The following is an 18146-nucleotide window of genomic DNA, read 5'->3' on the forward strand; positions in this document are numbered from 1 at the left end:
GTTTGCTACACAACGCCCTATTCCCGGAATGCCCTGTTGAAATAGTCGGTCAGCGGTTTGGTCAGATAAGACAGAGGTGTGCGTTCATCCGTCTTGATCATTGCTTCAACCGGCATGCCCGGTAGCAGAGTTTGCCCATTCAAGCGATCAAGTTGCCCTTCGTCCGGAACCAGTTCTGCACGGTAGAAGGTGAAACCCGTTGCCTCGTCAATAAACGTATCCGCCGAGACATTGATGACCTGACCGTCCAATTCAGGAGTTTCACGCTGATTGAAGCTGGGAAAGCGCAAAGCAACAGCTTGCCCACGAAACAGTTGGTCGACATGGATCGCATCCACTTTTGCCGCGACCAGAAGGGGGGTGTCCTGCGGAACGACATACATCATCTGTTCGGCTGGCTGAATGACCGATTGCAAAGCGAACACCTGGCTGTCGTATACCGTCCCCGAAACAGGTGCCCGAATGTCCAGCCGTGACAGACGCTCGGTCAGTGACAGGCGGCGTTCCCAAAGCTCGGCAATCTGTGACTGCGCATCCCGTAGTGTGGTAATCGCTTCTTCGCGTCTGGCAGCATTCAGTTCCAGAATCTGAATCTCGGTCGAAGATATTTGCCCATTCAAGCGAGCAATGGTTGCTTCCAGCCGCCCAATTGCCCCGGTCAAATCAGCCTCTTCGCGCTGCAAGGCCAACACGCGACTGGCCTGGGTCAGGCCGCGTTCCAACAGGTTTTCCTGATCCTCCAGTTCCTCGCGTATCAGGTCAACTTGCCTGCGCGCAGCAGTCAATTGCGCCTCGGTCCCTGTGATCTCGCTTTCAATCTGTGTTTTTTGTCGGGTCAGTTGTTCTGTTTGCTGGGTCAGCGTTTCAATACGGGCATCGAAAAGACGTTGTTGACCTGCAATCAGCTCGGGCCCGATCGCTTCCCGTTCCTGCACGGCCCGCAGTTTCTCGGCCAGCTGTTCCGATGTCGCGCCATCGCGTTCAGCTTCCAGCCGGGCCTGCCGGGCGAGCAGTTCAAACAACTGCGTTTCAACAACGGTTTTTTCCGACGCCATGAAGGTATCGTCCAGTCGCAGCAACAGATCGCCGCTTTCGACCTCATCGCCGTCACGGACAAAAATTTCACCAACGACACCGCCATCCGGGTGCTCGACCACTTGACGGTTGCTTTGTACTTCAATCACACCCTGCGAGATGATCGCCCCGGCCAATTGCGTTCGGATACTCCAGACGCCCAAACCGACAACAAGAATGATCAGCGCCAAAAAGCCCACTGCTGCGGGAAACGTTATGCGCCAGACGCGGCGCGCGGCACGGTCGCTCATTTCTCACCTACTTTGTTGAGGTGCCGTTTGATTGCACCGGCATTCTGCACCATCGAGCCCAGAACCTCATCCCGGGTGCCTGCTTTGACGATTTGGCCTTTTTCGACCACGATCAGATCGTCGCATTCGGAAATCGCCTGCGGGCGGTGGGTCATGATAATGGCCGACTTTCCGCTTTTCTTGAGGCTGCGCACGGCCCTGTTCAAGGCTTCGGTCCCGTCCGCGTCTAAGGCGGAGTTCGGCTCATCCAAGATCAGCAAAACGGGGTCTCCATAGAGTGCACGAGCCAGTGCAATCCGTTGCTTCTGACCCCCGGACAGCTGGCTGTCATTGCCTTCGAGGAAGGTGTCATAGCCTTTTTCAAGTGACATGATCAGCTCATGCGCATTGGCCTTTTTAGCGGCGGCCACAACAGCCGCGTCATCCGGGCTCTGAGACATTCTTGCGATGTTCTCGGTCACTGTTCCGTTGAACAGCGTCACTTGCTGCGGCAGATAACCGATATAGTGGCCCAGATCGTCCGCCGCATATTGATCCAATGTTGCGCCGCCAAGCCGGATCTCGCCTGCTGCCGGGGCAAGCAGACCCAGAAGCGCCTTTGCCAGAGTGGTCTTGCCCGACCCGCTTTTCCCGATCACTCCCAGAGCTTTGCCCGGTTCCAGGTTTACAGACGCGTTGCGCAGGGTCGGTTTCTGAACACCCGGGGGGACAACGGTCAGGCCTTTGGCGACGAGGTGGGCCTGGGGCTTTGGCAACTTGGTTTTTTCGACCTCTGGCGGGGTTTCATCCAGGAACCTGCCCAGCCGGGACCACGCTGTGCGAGCCCTTTCGATGAGGGCCCATTGACCGACGGCCATTTCCACCGGCGCCAAGGCCCGACCCAACAGGATGGATCCAGCAATCATGGCCCCTGCCGTCATTTCGTTTCGCAAAACCAGCCACGCGCCAAGGGCCAGCATTGCAGATTGCAGAAACAGGCGCAGGGACTTCGTCAATGAGGTGAAACTGCCGGTCCAGTCGCTGGCCGAGATGCTCTGCGTCAAAGCGTTGGAGCGCTGTGTCAGCCAGCGTTGTGTGACATCGCCTTGCATGCCCTGCGACCGTACCACCTCGGCCGCTTGCCGGGCCTGTTCGGCAAATGCGTTGGCACGACCTGATGCCACCTGTGACTCGGCCACTTTGTGCCGCGTCAGGATCTGGTTGAGCAATGCAATGACGATCAACAGCGTTCCACCGGCAACGGCCAGCCATCCCAAAAGCGGATGAAACAGAAAGATCGCGGCCAGAAAGACCGGTGTCCAGGGAATATCCATTACCGCCAGAAACACAGGTGACGCAAAAAGAGAGCGTACGGATTCCAGGTCGCGCAGGGCCGTTGCAGGAGCAGACCGGATTTGAGGATACAGAGCACGCCGGATGGTTCCGTCAAAGACCCGCTCATCCAAGGAAGACTGAAACTTTGCACCAAACCGCGCAACGATGCGCCCGCGCGCATAATCCAGCATCGCCATCAAGCCGTAGAGCAACCCGACCAGTAGAAACAGCGCCGTCAGGGTCTCGACCGAACGCGAGCTGAGAACGCGGTCATAGACCTGCAGCATGAACAAGGGACCGGTCAACATCAGCAAATTGACGAAGATACTGAACAGGAATGCAATTCCCAGAAAGGACGCGCCCTGATTGCGCACTTTCTGAAGCTCTCGCCTCGGGTTGGGCGGTTTGCGGTTTGTCTGTTTCAATTTGATGTCCCCGACGCGAAGTCATGCCTGATGCGGCTGAGTGTTTTTTACCGCGAACGGACTCTCAAATAAAGAGTGGTGGTATGCAACCGGGGAATCGAAGGACCAGCGAAAACTGGCCACACAAACAGACAAGGACGTTGGTCAATGCGCAAAATGAAAGCCGTGGGGCCGGATTCGGACTGCGGCCATGCAGGCCCAGAAACAAGGGCGGAAATGCGGCGTGATCGCATATCCAGTCAAAGCCGCAAAATACACCAAACCAAGTGCAAAAGCCGGTGGTTTCGAGGCGCGAATGTGGGTGCGGTGATCAGGATGACGCCATGGTTTCGTTAAAGTAGATGCGCTACGCCTGCAAAATCCCAAGCTCCAGTTGCAAGGCCTCTTCATAGTCGGTTGACCCGTTCTCAACGCGCCATAAGCAATAGGCGGCCATCCGCCATCCATACCACGGGCGCAGCGCTTGGTACCGGCTGACCGCTTCGGGTTGAGCGTACGCACCTAGAAACTCGGCTTCTTCACCCGGACTCAGTGGCGATCCCCGGTACAGGTGTTGCATAGCCGGGGACAGAAACAGGGCAATATCTTCGCAAGGATCACCGATCGCGGGACATTGCCAATCGATCAGGGTCAGGCTTTTTCTTGCCACAAGAATGTTTCCGGCCACAGGATCTCCGTGGATCAGGCAAGTTCGTTCAGTTGGTGGTACCGGCCGATCTGGCCTCAGGGTCATCAGGTGTTCTTTGAAACGTGAAGTACACAGCCCAAGCAATTCCATCGTGTGGCGTGCCAGGTCCGCACTGCCATTGCGCCCTTTGGGAAGCGGGATTGAACCCGTTGAGGCGTGCAGCCTACGTAATAGTGACGCAACGCAGCGGGTGTCTTGTTTCCAGGGGAGGCCCGGTGCGTGATCATAAAGCACCCAATCGTTGCCCCAGTGTTGCCCGGTTGCCCGCAATTGAGGTACAAAACCTTCGTTTTCAAGTGCTTTGAGGCAGATCGCCTCCAGTCTCGCATCATTGCGGAACATAGGATTGCGCAGTTCGGTGCGGTAGAGTTTCAGAACCCTGTCGCCGCTTTCTCCCAGCACCTTCCAAACCTGGTTGGTCCGCCCTCCGAACAAGGGCTCGAAATGCGCTGCGCCCTGCAGCACACCGTGGGCACATAGCTGTGCGATCAAGTCTGGCGGAGGAGAGGTGAAATCGGGCAGCAGCGGTACCGGTCAGCAAACGAATCGTGTGTGCCAAGGTTTGGACTGCTTGCCCCATCAGATCAAGTTCCGGTTCGGATGGCGGTGACTTGATCGGTATAGACAACGGCACCGCTGTCCAGCGAAAGCCGGACCGATCCATCCGCGACTTGCGCCTCTAGCACTCGACCATAGGCGGCGGCCAAACGGTCGGATAACAGCTCGTTGTTTTTGTAGCTTTCAAGTGACGCGGAGTAGCTGCCTACGGCCAAAGGGCCGCCAGAGTCATCTGTGCCAGCCCAGACAAACTCGGTATCGTCCGGGTTCACCGGGATGCGGTCGATCACAGTGTCGTTTGCGTCGCGGATCACCATGAAGGCCGCATCAGCCGCCGCGTCCGCCTGCGCAAACAGAGCTACAGGTTGACCGTTGAACTGAAAGGCGGCCTCGGTTCGCACATCCATTCCAACCCAACTGGACAGTTCATCCAGCCCCATGCTGCCCAAGGCCGCAGTGAGCGACGACAGCAGATCATTGGTTTGGACCTGCTGCTCAACCATCGAAAACTGGGCGAGCTGCGATGCGTATTCGGACGAGTCCAGGGGTTCCAAAGGGTCCTGGTTGCGGGCTTGAGCGGTGAGCATCAGCAAAAAAGTCTCGAAATCCGAGGACAAGGCTGACGCCTGCGCTGTTTCTGGCGTTCGGGCCGACGGGTTGTGTTGCGCCTGAGTTGCTGGCGTGATCATAGCTCAAAGCCTCATGTCTATACCGCGGCCGGGGCCGATACGGGGAACTACGGGTCCGGTCGGGCCGTCTTCTTCACTCAATTGGCTCTCGCCGAACGATCCGGTCTTGGAGTTGCCCGAATCGTGTTGCGCATCAGCCGAGGTACCCAGATCAAACGAGATGTCGCCATATCCAAGCTTGTGGAACTCGGAGGCCAGAACAGAGATGTGCCGCCGCATCAGATCCAGCGTTTCCGGGCGTTCTGCGGCAATGCTCATGTGCAGACCATCTTCGCGCCCGTTGAGAACGATTGAAACGCGCCCAAGCTCTTCCGGGTTCAACGCAATTTCAACCACGCCAGAGCCTGAGCGTTGTTGAATTGCAGCCGCCATCTGCCCGGCTATGGCGCGTGTTACGTCGGCTCGGGCAGATTGTGTTGAAACCAGCGTGGCAAACACAGATTCGCGTGTGTTTTGGGGCAACGCTGCGTCTCTTGGTGCCAGCACGCCGTCGACCTCGCCAATCGAGCCTGTCGTGTCGGTCTCTTGTGCTTGGGCTGAGACCATGACCTGCATTTGTGCCATCGTGGGTATGCGTTCCTGCACGTGCGGCTGAGCCACTGTTGGGTTCGGACCGGGCCTGTCTGGCAGGGGTCTGTTTTTCGTCAATCGGGTGGGTTCAAAAGTGTTGGGCTGATGGGTAGGATGCGTAGGAACAGGAAATATCGGACTTGATCCGCTGGCCGGTTTTTGGCCTGCCGCTTCGATCCCGGGATGCGCCAGAGCGTGCTGCGGTGTTTCGATTTTTGCGGTATCAGGCGTTGGGATGGGGTCGTGCGCTCCCTTGCCGATGACTTGGGTGTTCTGGACGACTGGATTGCTTTCTGACGTCGGCAAACCTGTCGCTTCCCGAGCAGTGTTGTTCAGCTCAATGGACTCTGGAACCGGGACAGGACCCCGGTTCTCCGGGGGTTCGGGTGTTTCTGCCGACACTTGATGGCGGTCGGTCGGCACGTCGTCTGTGTCGCCCTCGCTCACGACCACGTCCAGCTCGACCTCGGCATCTTCTTCCACCTCGACATCAGATTCGATGGTCGGATCTTCATTCTCCATCACATCCTGAAAGCGCGTCGACTTTTCAGCACTGCGCTGTTCTGTCTCGGGCTTTGGGGCGGCTGTGTGCGTCGATGGTGTAAGTGTAAGCGGGTTGGGCATTTTGCTCCGTCTCCGTCGTGATTGACCGCCAATCTGCCCGCAGGAAGTTACGTTTATTTTAACTGCTTTCCTCTTTGATCGAAAAAGTTCGAAGCAATTTTCGGAGAAAGCGATGAAGATCCCGCCGTCCCAGACCCCTCTGCACCTGCCGTCAACCAAAGAACGCTTGCACGCCGCGGCGGTTGAGCTGGAGGCGGCATTTCTGGCCGAAATGCTCAAGTCTTCGGGGTTGGGCGAAACGCGTGACGCCTTCGGTGGCGGAGCCGGAGAGGACCAGTTTTCCTCGTTTCTTGTCCAGCAACAGGCGCGGCAGCTGGCACAGTCTGGTGGGGTTGGCCTGTCCGAACTTATTTTCCAATCCATGACGGAGCATTCCAATGAAACATGATTCGAATCTGCTGATCAAATCGCTGGAAGAGGTCCTTGATCTTGAGCGCACCGCCCTTGTCGCAGGAGATTTGGATCGCTTGAACCACATGGTTCCGGAAAAGGAAAAGCTGATCGGAGCACTCAATGATCTGCAGGTGCTCAGCAGTGACGACTTGATTCGGGTGCATCAGAAAGTTGAACGCAATCAGGCGCTGTTGAACAGCGCAGCCGACGGGATTCGGGCTGTTGCCAGCCGCATGGCCGAGTTGCGCCGCGTGCGTCATGAGTTCAGCACGTACGGAGCGGACGGTCAGCGCAGCGGTTTCGCTGTGCGCAGCCGGGCCAAACTTGAAAAACGCGCATAGAAGCAGAGTTGATTCAAATCCGAAATTTCGAGCCCTTTGGTTTTAGCACTCCGTTAGGAGATCGGCGCCAAAAGTGGTGATGCACCTGAAACAGCGGGTGGCGCGACAGGCCGGACGGCACATCGCATAGGTCAGAAAGACATCAATGCCCGCCTCTCATGCGGGGTGATCATGGGCGCAAAAGGCCCGAACGGAAAAGGATGACATCTATGTCCAGTATTCTGACAAACAATGGCGCAATGGTCGCGCTTCAAACCCTCAAATCCGTCAACAAGAACCTGGCGCAGACGCAGAATGCGATTTCGACCGGCAAAGACATCGCAACGGCCAAAGACAACTCGGCGGTCTGGGCGATTTCAAAAGTGATGGAATCGGACGTCAAAGGGTTCAACGCTATCAAAGACAGCCTCTCGTTGGGTGAATCCACGGTGGCGGTGGCCCGAAACGCGGCAGAGACCGTAACGGACCTGCTAACGCAGATGAAAGAAAAGATTGTTTCTGCGCAAGAGGATAACGTTGATCGCGATAAGATTAACGAAGACGTCTCAGCACTGCGGGATCAGGTCGCTTCGGTTGTGGGAGCCGCCCAGTTCAACGGTCTGAACCTTGTGGATGGGTCGGCTGGTACGGCCTCCATTCTTTCGTCTTTGGACCGTGACGCATCCGGCGGTGTAACTGCGTCCTCCATATCTGTTGCCAGTCAGGACCTGTCTACCGGTGGATATGTCAGCAAAGCCGTTTTGGCAGGGTCTGACAACACGGCTACGGACAATGACGCCGCAGGTTTCACAATGGACAAGGACACCGGGTCCGGGACAATTGTCATTGACAGTTCGACCGACAATTTCGCTGTTGGCGACAGTGTATCGATCACTGTTGGCGATCAGACTGTTTCGTACACGGTGCAAGACTCTGACCTGGATCCTTCTGGCACCTATGATGCAGCCAATACTGATGCGGTTGTCGCAATTGGCCTGAAAAACCAGATCGAAGCCTTGGGGATTCAGGGCTTGTCGATTGACTATGATCCCACCGCTGAAGGTACCTTGTCGTTTGTTACCGGCACGGGTGTCGATGCTGCTGATCGGGATGTGTCAGTCTCTGCGCAGTTTACCAACGCTGGTGCAGGCGGTCTTGGCGCTTTGTCATCCATTGACGTATCGACCGATGCAGGTGCGGCTGCCGCTCTGGGAACAATCGAAACGCTGATCGATACCACAATTGATGCATCGGCAGCCTTTGGTTCCGCACAGGGTCGGATTGAAACTCAGAAAGAGTTCATTTCCAACCTGACAGACTCGTTCAAGTCCGGGATCGGGTCTTTGGTTGACGCCGATATGGAAGAGACCTCCGCTCGTCTGCAGGCCCTGCAGGTGCAACAGCAGCTGGCCACCCAGTCGCTGTCGATTGCCAACCAGGCCCCGCAGTCGATCCTGTCTCTGTTCCGCTAAAGCCGGAACCCGGTCGGGGCGTGAGTTTCGCGCCCCGATCCTGACCGCCTGACGACGGCCTATTGGAAGGATTTCAAGTGACACTGCAAAGCCAAGCTCAACGCGCCTACGCGCAATCTGCCGCTCCGACACGCACGCCGCGGGACACGGAGTATGAGGCGATTTCGAAGATTACTCATCGTCTCAAGGCGGCAGCAGCCCGGAAGGCGACGGATTTTGCGGGGTTTGTACAAGCTCTGCACGAAAACAGGCGCTTGTGGACTGTGCTGGCAACCGGAGTTGCTGATGCGGACAATTCACTGCCAAACGAACTGCGCGCGCGGATTTTTTATCTGGCCGAGTTTACCGAACAACACAGCACGCAAGTACTGGGAAACGCCGCGACGGTCGAACCTTTGTTGGAAATCAACATGGCTGTTTTGCGCGGACTACGTCAGATGAGGGCCGCCTGATGGGGGGGCTCGTACTCAAACTGGCACCGAAAGAAAGGGTGCTGATCAACGGAGTGGTGATCGAAAATGGGGACCGGCGCAGCCGCTTCTCGATTATGACACCTCAGGCCAATGTGTTGCGGCTGCGCGATGCCATTCATCCAGATGAAGTCACGACCCCGGTGCGCCGGGTTTGCTACGCCGCTCAGCTGGTTTTGTCTGGTGATATGGACGCTGAACAGGCGCGCCAACAATTGCTGCGTCGCGTAGAAGAACTGAGCCAGGTGTTCACGGATGCGGACAGCCGCCGCGTCTTGAGTGAAGCAACCGAAGCACTGGTGGCTGAGCAATACTATAAGTGCCTGAAATCCCTGCGCTCTTTGCTGCCGCGAGAAGAGCGGTTGATGGCTTACCAGCAATGACGTTCCAACCCGTCATACCTTCCGGCGGGATTGTCGGCTGGCGCTTCCTGCAGCGCACCTATGACAATCAGTTGCAAAGCTTCACAAACGCCAACGTCAATCAGAGAGAGACGCAGTACTTCCTGGAAAACATCGGGAAGGTTGAGACTGCACAAGATTTGGTGTCGGATCGTCGTCTTCTGCAAGTGGCGCTGGGGGCGTTCGGGTTGGAAGCGGATATCGACAATCGTTTCTTCATTCAAAAAGTTCTGGAAGATGGCACCCGAGCCGAAGACGCCTTGTCCAATCGGTTGTCCGACAAGCGCTATCGTGAGTTTTCCGAAGCGTTTGGGTTCGGCCCGGGAGAAGTGCGAAAGACAAGCCTGATCACGAACATGGAAATAGTCGCCGAGGATAATCTCGTCTCCCGGTTCGAGGTCTCGGTTGGGGAAACTGATGAAACAATGCGGATATCCTTGTTCGCCCAGCACGCTTTGAGTGAATTGGCAGCCAGCGAGAGCAGCGCCGACACAAAATGGTTCGACTTGATGGGCCTGCCACCGTTGCGCAGCATGATGGAAACAGCACTGGGGTTGCCGACGTCTTTTGCGCAGATTGATCTGGACCGGCAGTTGGAGGTTTTCAAAGAGCGTCTGTCTGGATTGACCGGATCAGATGATCTGGCGCAATTTACCGATCCAAATGCTGTGGAAAAGCTGACGGACACCTATCTGGCGCGCGATCAGATCGCTCAGCTGCAAAACACGGTGTCCCCGGCGCAGACGGCTTTGATACTTTTGAGTGGTGGCTGACGCTGTCGGTCTGATGGCCACATACCGGGACACACGACAGAACAGGTATGTCGACCCTCCTCATATCAAACCATGACAAACAAGTCCTTATCCGTGTTCAGCTGAAAGTCATCAGGAAGGAACTCTGCCAGTGTCACCTGGGGCTGGCGTATCGGCCGTCGTGCGCAACGCGTAGGACTTAATCGGTTGGGACACGTTGCGCAGCTTGATATCCCCCAATGGGACAGCGCTTGTGCATGCAGGTTCGATGTCTTGAGAGACCACGATTCTGTAGTTGGTTGATTTTCCGTGTTCTCCGAGACGCGCGGCCACGTTGGCCGCCTGCCCAATTACGGTGAAATCCAGCCGCTCTCGCGACCCGACATTGCCATAAGTCACCCGCCCAAACGACACACCGATCGAGCAATCACAATGAATGTCGGCATCCGAGGCACGCAGTTCGGCCAGTTTTTCGACGATCTCGATGGCTGTGCGCTGTGCGTTTGAACGCGCCAGCGCGGGCTCGTCGCCCGCTGGGAACACGGCCAGAACAGCGTCGCCGATGAATTTCAGAACCTCGCCGCCGTTGGTTTCCACGATGCCCGAGACCGTTTCAAAAAACTCATTCAAGAGGTTGATGTATTCGGCCCTGCCCAGACTTTCTTCGAGGCTTGTGGAATTGCGCAGGTCGCAGAACATTATGGCCGCGTCGATCTCGTCCCCATCGCCACGGCGGATTTCGCCGCCCAGTACGCGGGCTCCCGTGCGTTTGCCCACATATGTCTCCAACAATACCTGCGCGTTTTCACGCTGCATGAAAACCTCATAGAACCGGGCGATGACCAAGGAGCATTCAAACACCAGCCCAAGGTTTTCTGTGGTGAACCCGTCTGGGTGATCGCAGGTAAGGGTCAACACATTGGTCCGGCCGTCGGAAAAAGGCAGCGGCATGGCGACATAGTCCGTGGCCCCCTTGGCCCGCAAATCTTCCATGATGGGAAAGCTGTTGTGCGGGTTTTTGTCATCCAGCCGCTGGCGCACACCGCCCAGTCCGTTCGAGACATGGCGCAAGGGGCTATTGATAAAGGCCGGGTGGTCGTAAATCTCATAAGTCGGTGCGCGGGTCAGGATTTCATTCTCGCCTTTTTCCCAGATGAAATGTTTGCCCGCGATCAGGGGATGCAACGACCAGGCCAGAATACTGAGTCTTTGGATGGCGATACCGTGCTCCAGCATCTTTTCGGCCAAAGCTTTGGTGAAAGCTTCCGGTGTATCCGACAGAGAAGCCCCTCGCATCAGCCAGTCGATCAGCGGGCCGCTGATATTTCCATCTTGGGGTTCGCGCAGGCGATTGTCGCCAAGATCGATGTCTGTGTAGGCGCCGGGCACAAAGCCGATGTGTCCCTGTATGGCGGTGCTTTCCGGCAGCGCTTCTTCGTAAGCCCAAACCGAATTGGTCAGGCGTTCGCCGGGCAAGTTGATGTCGTGATAGGTGGCAGTTCCCTTGAACGGGCAAAAGGTTTGCAGGTCGGTTTCCGTGCTCAGATCGACACATACATCGTCGCGGGGGATGTAGATGGTCGGCGGCAGCCGGGTTTCATACATCACCTTTGCGTTGCTGCTTTCGGCCAAAAGCGTGCCATTGCGAAAGATGGCGATCCTGCCGGTCAGTTGATCGACGGAAATACCGTAGCCTTTGGATTTTGGTGTGGCGTGAACGTTCATGGGTATCGCTCCCTTGCCCGGAGTTCACATAAAATGGGCTGTCCAGGCACGTATGCCAAGAGGGCGTGCAGGGATTTTACGGCCCGCTCATCAGGTTCCCGCCGGTCAGACCATCTGAATGACGTCTTTTTCGATAGAGAGCATGTACCCTTTTTTTGCGATATTCTTGACCAGCAATTCGCTCACCATCTGATTGCCCAACGCGTCACGCAACCGCTTGATACGCGTAGCCCCCGCAGCCTCGTCACAATCGGCAGCATCGCGGCCCGAGATCATCCCCTCGATCTGTGCGCCGGACAGGACCTCGTCATCCAGCCGGGACTCTGCCAGCACTGACAGGGTTTCCATGGCGGCAGGTGTCAGTTTGAAATCCATGTTGTTGAGATAGACGGTGTTCTCTTCGCGGCTGATCAACAGGGACGTAACCTGAATGCCGGTGCGTTCTATCTGTGCCATACGGCGGTTCAAAAGCACGAGCATGACCAGAAAGACCAGCGCCGAGATCATCATGGCGCAGGCAAATACCAACAGCACATAGATGACCATACGGTAGCTGGACAGAGTATCGGCAAAAGCTGTGCCTGATTGGGCCAGAATTTCCAGAAGACGAATCTCGGTTTGCGAGGTCAGGTCGGCCTCGACAAACAGCCGCTCGACCCGCGCGTTGAAGGCATTGGCGTCTGGCAAGGTCCAGAACAGGAAAACGGCCGCGGTGATCAGGATCACAACGATAGCGGCGATGCCCAGACCGACAAGGCGCACACCGGATCGCCGTGCCTCAGTAACGGAGATAGAATTGTCCGGCATTGGCCTTCCTTTGATCCAATCCTTCCGGCCCGAACACGGACTGGACATCCAGCAAAGTCCAGCCTGATCCGCTCAGGCGCTGGGCGACTTCTTTTTTTGCCTGCCCTTTGTTGCAGGATGACACCTGCATCACGCCGTAATGCAGGCGCAGCGGATTGTCCTGCTTGGCCTTGTAATCCGCGTAGCAATCCGCAGCAGAGGCAGCAGAGCCCACCGATATCAGGGCCGCCATAGCCAGAGAAGAGATGATCTGTTTCATAGGCTGCATCCTGCGCATGGGTCAGCTTGATATTCAATGACCAAAGGGGTTTGCGGGCGCTGATATCCGATAGCAGGTTGTCGATATTGCTTGTCCGGGGGGCGCGAACCCAGAGTTGGGGCATCAATGACGCGGTCCGTTTCGAGGTCGCCCCAAACTCTGAAAGGACATGCACTATGCATAAGAAATTCATCGCTCTGATCATCGCGACGGCCATGGCCATCACTGGCGTGTCCGCGTCGCAGGCGCGCGCTGCGGATACTGGCGACATTCTTGGGGGGCTGGCTGCGATTGCGCTGATTGGTGCCGGCGTCCACTACTACAACAAAGAAAAGCGCAAGGATCGCGAGAAAGCAGCACGACAGTACAACCAAGTCTACAATACACCACAGATCAATCGCCATAAGGTTAAACCTTTGCCGAAACGCGTGGCACGGTATGATTTGCCGCAACGCTGCCTGCGCGCACATGACGGCTACAGTCAACGTCCGCTGCTTGAGACGAAGTGCCTGAACAAACACTACAAGCATGTCAAAAGCCTGCCGCAACAATGCGAGGTCGGTTTCTGGAATGGCAAAAAGGTGAAGCAGGCTTACGAGCCTGCCTGCCTGCGCCATCACGGTTACCGGGTGGTTTACAAGTAACAGTTTTCGAGCAGGAGTGGTGCCACAGAAGCACCGCGCAGGAGAGGGCGGCCTAGGTCGCCCTCTCTTTTTTCTTGCGGTGACGGATGAAACCGGGTTTGCCAGTGCCATGGCGTTACCGAATTTTGAGTTGGAACAGGCCCTGATGGACAGAGGCCATGTTCGGATTGCTGGCGTGGATGAGGTCGGGCGCGGCCCGCTGGCCGGGCCTGTCGTGGCGGCGGCGGTTATTCTGAACCCTCGGGATATTCCGAACGGGTTGAATGATTCAAAAAAGCTGACGGCAGGGCGTCGCGCGGCATTGGATGCGGCTTTGCGGGCCAGTGCCGCATTTACGGTAGCCGAGGCGACAGTGGCCGAAATCGATGAGATCAACATTTTGCGCGCTTCGCATCTGGCGATGGTGCGGGCAGTTGCGGCCTTGGACCCAGCGCCGGATTTTTTACTTATTGATGGGAACATGATTCCGCGCGGGATGAAAATTCCGTCTCAGGCCGTTGTCAAAGGCGACGCGCGTTCTGTGTCGATTGCGGCAGCCTCGATCGTCGCCAAAAACTGGCGTGATCAACTGATGGTGGATTTGGCGCAACAGCATCCGGGCTATGGATGGGAGACCAATGCCGGGTATCCGTCAAAACAACACAAAGATGCTTTGCAAAATCTGGGTGTGACCCCACACCATAGACGTTCCTTCAAGCCGGTCCACAATATCTTGTATCAAGAGTAAATCGTAAGTCGCTGATTCAAAAAAGAAATTGACGGCGATTCGTCTTTGACTCATCCTAGTCTCAACCAAATGAGCGCAAAAGCGCCGTGGACACTTGAGGCAGTGATATGACGACGACCACCAAAAAGGGCGCAAAAGCGCTCCCTATCAACACGATTCTTTCCGGAGACTGCATCGAGGTGATGAACAGTCTCCCCGAGGCGTCGGTCGACCTGATTTTTGCAGATCCGCCCTACAACTTGCAACTCAAAGGCCAGTTGCACCGGCCCGACAATTCTCAGGTCGATGCGGTTGACGACCATTGGGATCAATTCAGCAGCTTTGGAGTTTATGACCAGTTCACACGAGACTGGTTGAAGGCGGCACACCGTCTGCTGAAACCCAATGGGGCGATTTGGGTGATCGGCTCGTACCACAACATCTTCCGCGTGGGGTCTGCCTTGCAGGACGCGGGATACTGGATTTTGAATGATGTGGTGTGGCGCAAGTCGAACCCGATGCCGAATTTCCGCGGCAAGCGGTTCACCAATGCGCATGAGACGATGATCTGGGCCAGCAAACGTGAAGGCGCAAAATACACCTTCAATTATGAGGCGCTGAAGGCCCTGAACGAAGGCGTGCAGATGCGCAGCGACTGGGTGCTGCCGATCTGCACCGGGCATGAGCGGCTGAAGGACGAAAACGGCGACAAGGCGCATCCGACGCAAAAACCGGAATCGCTGTTGCATCGGGTTCTGATTGGTTCGACCAATCCGGGCGACGTGGTGCTGGACCCCTTCTTTGGCACTGGGACCACAGGTGCGGTGGCCAAGATGCTGGGCCGCGAATTCATCGGGATCGAACGCGAAGAAAGCTATCGCAAAGTTGCCGAAAAGCGCATCGCCAAGGTGCGCAAGTTCGACCGCGAAGCGCTGGAAGTCAGCGCCAGCAAGCGCGCCGAGCCGCGCGTTCCCTTCGGCCAACTGGTCGAGCGTGGCATGCTGCGCCCGGGTGAGGAACTGTATTCCATGAACCAGCGCCACAAGGCCAAGGTCAGGGCTGATGGCACGCTGGTGGGTCAAAACATCAAGGGTTCGATTCATCAGGTTGGGGCGCATCTTGAGAACGCCCCGTCCTGCAACGGCTGGACGTACTGGTGCTTCAAACGCGATGGAAAGACTGTGCCGATTGATGTGCTGCGCCAGCAGATCCGGGCCGAAATGCACAACTGATTTCACCAACACCGCCGGTGCCTGTGGCCTGACACATGGCACTTAGCCTTGCCCCGCCGATCTCGGCGGGGTCTTTTGTTTTCCTGATTTAGGTGTTTCCATGGGCATGTCGCCCCACAACGCCACAGAGATTCCAGCCATGAGCGAAACAACCGCCAACCCGTCCCGTCTGGAAAGGTTTGGCTTTACCCAGCCTGATCCCGTCGAACTGGACAACAAATACACCGAAGCCGCGATGGAGCGGCACAAGCAGGAAGGGCTTGAACTTGCCGTTCGAGCGCGATGGATCGCAATGGGGCTGACCGGTATTTTGCTGGTTTTTCTGAACCCTCAGTGGGCTGTGCTTTGGTACCATTTCATTCTTCTGCTGATCTGCGCAAACGGCTGGTTGATCCGTCGTGCAGGTCGCGTTGGGCAGTCGCGCACCGAACTGTTGTTGATCTTTGCAGATCTGCTGATCATGACCCTTGCGATGATTGTACCGAACCCGTTTAGCGACGACGTGCGACCGTTGGCGATGCAGTATCGTTTCGATAACTTCCAGTATTTCTTCATTATTCTGGCAGCCGGTACGTTGGCCTATTCCTGGCGGACGGTGATAGCTATTGGAACTTGGACCGCGATGGTCTGGACTGCGGGGTGGGTCATAGCATGGTGGGTTGCCACTCCGATGCCGGGCCTGAGTGAAAAGGTGGCCCAGGCGTTGCAGGGGTATCCGGATGTGGCCGAGTGGCTGGACCCCAACAGTTTCATGATCTCTCATCGCATCCAGCAAGTCATCGTTTTTGTCATGGTCGCCGTGACATTGGGCGTGTCGATGCGGCGATTGAACCGGTTGCTGATCACCAATGCGGGGCTTGAGCGGGAACGGGCGAACCTGTCTCGATATTTCTCGCCTAATGTGGTCGATGAGCTTAGCCAGAATGACGAGCCGCTGAAACAGGTGCGCAAAGAAAGCATTGCTGTTCTGTTTATCGATATTGTCGGGTTCACCAAATTTGCAGCGGGGCGCGATCCCTATGAGGTTATTGAAGTTCTGCGCGGATTTCATGCCCGGATGGAAACCGAGGTGTTCCGCCATCACGGCACGTTGGACAAGTATCTGGGCGATGGCTTGATGGCCACATTCGGAACTCCGATCCCGACGCCTTTGGATGCCAGCAACGCGCTGGGATGTGCGCGGGCGATGGCCGATGTGATCGACCGCTGGAATCTTGAGCGGCGTCGCGCGGGTGACGATGAAATTCATGTTGGGATCGGCGTGCACTATGGCGAAGTGGTTTTGGGCGATATCGGCGCCAACAGGTTGGAATTCGCGGTCATAGGCGATGCGGTGAACGTTGCGGCGAAGCTTGAGGCGGTGACGCGCGATTTTCAGGCGCGGATTGTGGTCAGCGATGCATTGAGGGATCAGGCTTTGCGCGAAAGCCCGACAAGCCAATCGGTGTTGGACGGGTTTGCGAAGCGCGATGGGCAGGCTGTGCGGGGCGTCGCGCGCCCTATGGACCTCTGGGTGCTCTGAACGGCTCCCGCCTGTCGGATGCTGCATCAAGGATGCAGCACCTCCCGTTGGGCCGGGCAGCGCGCGTTGCGCGCTGCGCTCACGGTTTTGGCTGTGGGTTCTGCGCCTTGTTATAGGGATGCCAGTCCGTAATCTCGGGGTAGTAGTGCTGCCGCCACGCCCGGACCCGGGGGTTCATGACGCGGCGCCAGAGGGGTGGGATCATTGCCGCGATTGTCATCACGGGATAGCCAAAGGGAAGCTGCGGAGCGTCTTGCTGGTCATGATGTTGCAACAGAGGAAACCGCCGGTTCGGTTTGTAGTGGTGATCCGAGTGGCGTTGCAGGTTGATCAACAACCAGTTCGAAGCCATTTGTGAGGCGTTCCATGAATGACGCGGAAGGACGTGTTCGTATTTGCCGTCTTTGATGTGCTTGCGGGTCAGACCGTAGTGTTCGACGTAGTTGACCAGTTCCAACTGCCAGATGGCAACCCCGGCCTGTAGCAGGAAAAGTCCCAGCCCCGCCCAGCCTCCAATCCAGAAGGCCAGCAAGATCATGAGGCCTTGAAGCGTCCAGTAGCGCCAGAACGGGTTTGAAAGGTCGGTCCAGGGGCGGTTTTTACGGGCCAGCCTGTTTTTTTCCGCCTTGAACGCGGATATCAGACTCTGCCGCAGGACACGCGGATAAAACCGATGAAACCCTTCGTTGTAGCGTGCGGTGACCGGGTCGCGCGGTGTGCCGACATAGCGATGGTGAATCAGAAGGTGCTCGGACCGGAAATGGGAGTACAGGACCATTGCCAGAAGCACGTCCCCCAGCCCGCGTTCCAGACGGGACTTCTGATGCATCAACTCATGGCTGTAGTTGATGCCGATCGTACCCGAAATGACGCCCATCCCGAAAAACAATCCGATCTTCGACCATGTCGACAGGTGGTCGCTGTGGGTTGTATACCAGATCAATCCAAACAGAGTGACAAACTGCACGGGCACCCAAAGCTTGGTCAGCACGATGTACCAGTGCAGAACTGTGTCGGGTGCTTCAGGGTCTGCATTGTCCAGATTGAGACCGGTCAGGCGATCCAACACAGCAAACGCCCACCAAGTCGACAACGGGACCAGCAGAACCCACCACCCACCCAAGCTCGCCGTGATCCAAATCAACGGGATCAGCAAAAAGGATACCCAAAAGGGCAGCGCAGTCTGCCACCGGGATAAGGATGCTGTTGTGATCATCATGGACGCTCCGGATAAGCAGGTACGAGCCTAA

19 protein-coding genes are annotated in these 18146 nt (G+C 56.7%); 10 read left to right on the forward strand and 9 right to left on the reverse strand.

The window, feature by feature from the left end; all coding sequences use genetic code 11:
- Nucleotides 1-17 precede the first annotated feature (17 nt).
- The 5 genes from ACR0L4_RS05930 to ACR0L4_RS05950 form a co-directional block, all read right to left on the reverse strand.
- Nucleotides 18-1325, reverse strand: coding sequence for an HlyD family type I secretion periplasmic adaptor subunit (locus ACR0L4_RS05930; RefSeq protein WP_170750139.1), 1308 nt, complete (start codon nt 1323-1325; stop codon nt 18-20).
- Complete coding sequence (locus tag ACR0L4_RS05935) at nt 1322-3064, reverse strand: type I secretion system permease/ATPase (protein ID WP_480511340.1); 1743 nt, start codon at nt 3062-3064, stop codon at nt 1322-1324. The genes ACR0L4_RS05930 and ACR0L4_RS05935 overlap by 4 nt, the downstream gene beginning before the upstream one ends.
- Before the next feature lie 346 nt (nt 3065-3410).
- Nucleotides 3411-4217, reverse strand: coding sequence for a phosphotransferase family protein (locus tag ACR0L4_RS05940; RefSeq protein WP_480511342.1), 807 nt, complete (start codon nt 4215-4217; stop codon nt 3411-3413).
- A gap of 119 nt (nt 4218-4336) precedes the next feature.
- Nucleotides 4337-4999, reverse strand: coding sequence for a flagellar hook capping FlgD N-terminal domain-containing protein (locus ACR0L4_RS05945; protein ID WP_480511344.1), 663 nt, complete (start codon nt 4997-4999; stop codon nt 4337-4339).
- A 3-nt stretch (nt 5000-5002) separates the two neighbouring features.
- Nucleotides 5003-6193 (reverse strand): flagellar hook-length control protein FliK, encoded by a 1191-nt coding sequence (locus ACR0L4_RS05950; protein WP_480511346.1) that lies wholly within the window; start codon nt 6191-6193, stop codon nt 5003-5005.
- 112 nt (nt 6194-6305) lie between these two features.
- Between ACR0L4_RS05950 and ACR0L4_RS05955 the strand changes: the two genes are divergently transcribed.
- From ACR0L4_RS05955 to ACR0L4_RS05980, 6 genes are all read left to right on the forward strand, one after another.
- Nucleotides 6306-6581 carry a rod-binding protein gene (locus ACR0L4_RS05955; protein WP_480511348.1) on the forward strand — a complete coding sequence of 92 codons (276 nt, stop codon included), beginning with the start codon at nt 6306-6308 and terminating at the stop codon, nt 6579-6581.
- Complete coding sequence (locus ACR0L4_RS05960) at nt 6571-6927, forward strand: flagellar biosynthesis protein FlgN (protein ID WP_480511350.1); 357 nt, start codon at nt 6571-6573, stop codon at nt 6925-6927. Before ACR0L4_RS05955 ends, ACR0L4_RS05960 begins: the two co-directional genes overlap by 11 nt.
- Before the next feature lie 209 nt (nt 6928-7136).
- A complete protein-coding gene (locus ACR0L4_RS05965) occupies nt 7137-8378 on the forward strand; it encodes a flagellin (protein WP_170750133.1) in 1242 nt (413 codons plus the stop codon).
- 77 nt (nt 8379-8455) lie between these two features.
- Nucleotides 8456-8830, forward strand: a complete 375-nt coding sequence (gene flaF / locus ACR0L4_RS05970; protein ID WP_480511352.1) for a flagellar biosynthesis regulator FlaF — start codon at nt 8456-8458, stop codon at nt 8828-8830.
- Nucleotides 8830-9231, forward strand: a complete 402-nt coding sequence (gene flbT / locus ACR0L4_RS05975; protein WP_170750131.1) for a flagellar biosynthesis repressor FlbT — start codon at nt 8830-8832, stop codon at nt 9229-9231. The genes flaF and flbT overlap by 1 nt, the downstream gene beginning before the upstream one ends.
- Entirely contained in the window at nt 9228-10022 is a 795-nt protein-coding gene (locus tag ACR0L4_RS05980; RefSeq protein WP_480511355.1) for a DUF1217 domain-containing protein, read from the forward strand. The genes flbT and ACR0L4_RS05980 overlap by 4 nt, the downstream gene beginning before the upstream one ends.
- A 111-nt stretch (nt 10023-10133) precedes the next feature.
- On the opposite strand, the gene ACR0L4_RS05985 is transcribed toward ACR0L4_RS05980, so the two are convergent.
- From ACR0L4_RS05985 to ACR0L4_RS05995, 3 genes are all read right to left on the reverse strand, one after another.
- Nucleotides 10134-11726 (reverse strand): DUF427 domain-containing protein, encoded by a 1593-nt coding sequence (locus ACR0L4_RS05985; RefSeq protein WP_480511357.1) that lies wholly within the window; start codon nt 11724-11726, stop codon nt 10134-10136.
- A gap of 105 nt (nt 11727-11831) precedes the next feature.
- Entirely contained in the window at nt 11832-12533 is a 702-nt protein-coding gene (locus ACR0L4_RS05990; protein WP_480511359.1) for a winged helix-turn-helix domain-containing protein, read from the reverse strand.
- The gene (locus ACR0L4_RS05995) at nt 12505-12792 is read right to left on the reverse strand and encodes a hypothetical protein (RefSeq protein WP_170750127.1); all 288 of its coding nucleotides are present in this window, start codon (nt 12790-12792) and stop codon (nt 12505-12507) included. Before ACR0L4_RS05995 ends, ACR0L4_RS05990 begins: the two co-directional genes overlap by 29 nt.
- A 176-nt stretch (nt 12793-12968) precedes the next feature.
- Between ACR0L4_RS05995 and ACR0L4_RS06000 the strand changes: the two genes are divergently transcribed.
- From ACR0L4_RS06000 to ACR0L4_RS06015, 4 genes are all read left to right on the forward strand, one after another.
- Nucleotides 12969-13436: a hypothetical protein gene (locus tag ACR0L4_RS06000; protein ID WP_170750126.1), complete on the forward strand. Its 468-nt coding sequence runs from the start codon at nt 12969-12971 to the stop codon at nt 13434-13436.
- A 109-nt stretch (nt 13437-13545) separates the two neighbouring features.
- Nucleotides 13546-14163, forward strand: coding sequence for a ribonuclease HII (locus ACR0L4_RS06005; protein WP_480511794.1), 618 nt, complete (start codon nt 13546-13548; stop codon nt 14161-14163).
- A gap of 107 nt (nt 14164-14270) precedes the next feature.
- Complete coding sequence (locus ACR0L4_RS06010) at nt 14271-15374, forward strand: site-specific DNA-methyltransferase (protein ID WP_170750124.1); 1104 nt, start codon at nt 14271-14273, stop codon at nt 15372-15374.
- A gap of 139 nt (nt 15375-15513) precedes the next feature.
- Nucleotides 15514-16896 (forward strand): adenylate/guanylate cyclase domain-containing protein, encoded by a 1383-nt coding sequence (locus ACR0L4_RS06015; RefSeq protein WP_480511362.1) that lies wholly within the window; start codon nt 15514-15516, stop codon nt 16894-16896.
- Between the two features lie 79 nt (nt 16897-16975).
- On the opposite strand, the gene ACR0L4_RS06020 is transcribed toward ACR0L4_RS06015, so the two are convergent.
- The gene (locus ACR0L4_RS06020; RefSeq protein WP_480511796.1) at nt 16976-18112 is read right to left on the reverse strand and encodes an alkane 1-monooxygenase; all 1137 of its coding nucleotides are present in this window, start codon (nt 18110-18112) and stop codon (nt 16976-16978) included.
- Between the last annotated feature and the right edge of the window lie 34 nt (nt 18113-18146).

It is taken from the genome of Ruegeria sp. AB5, from assembly GCF_056542645.1.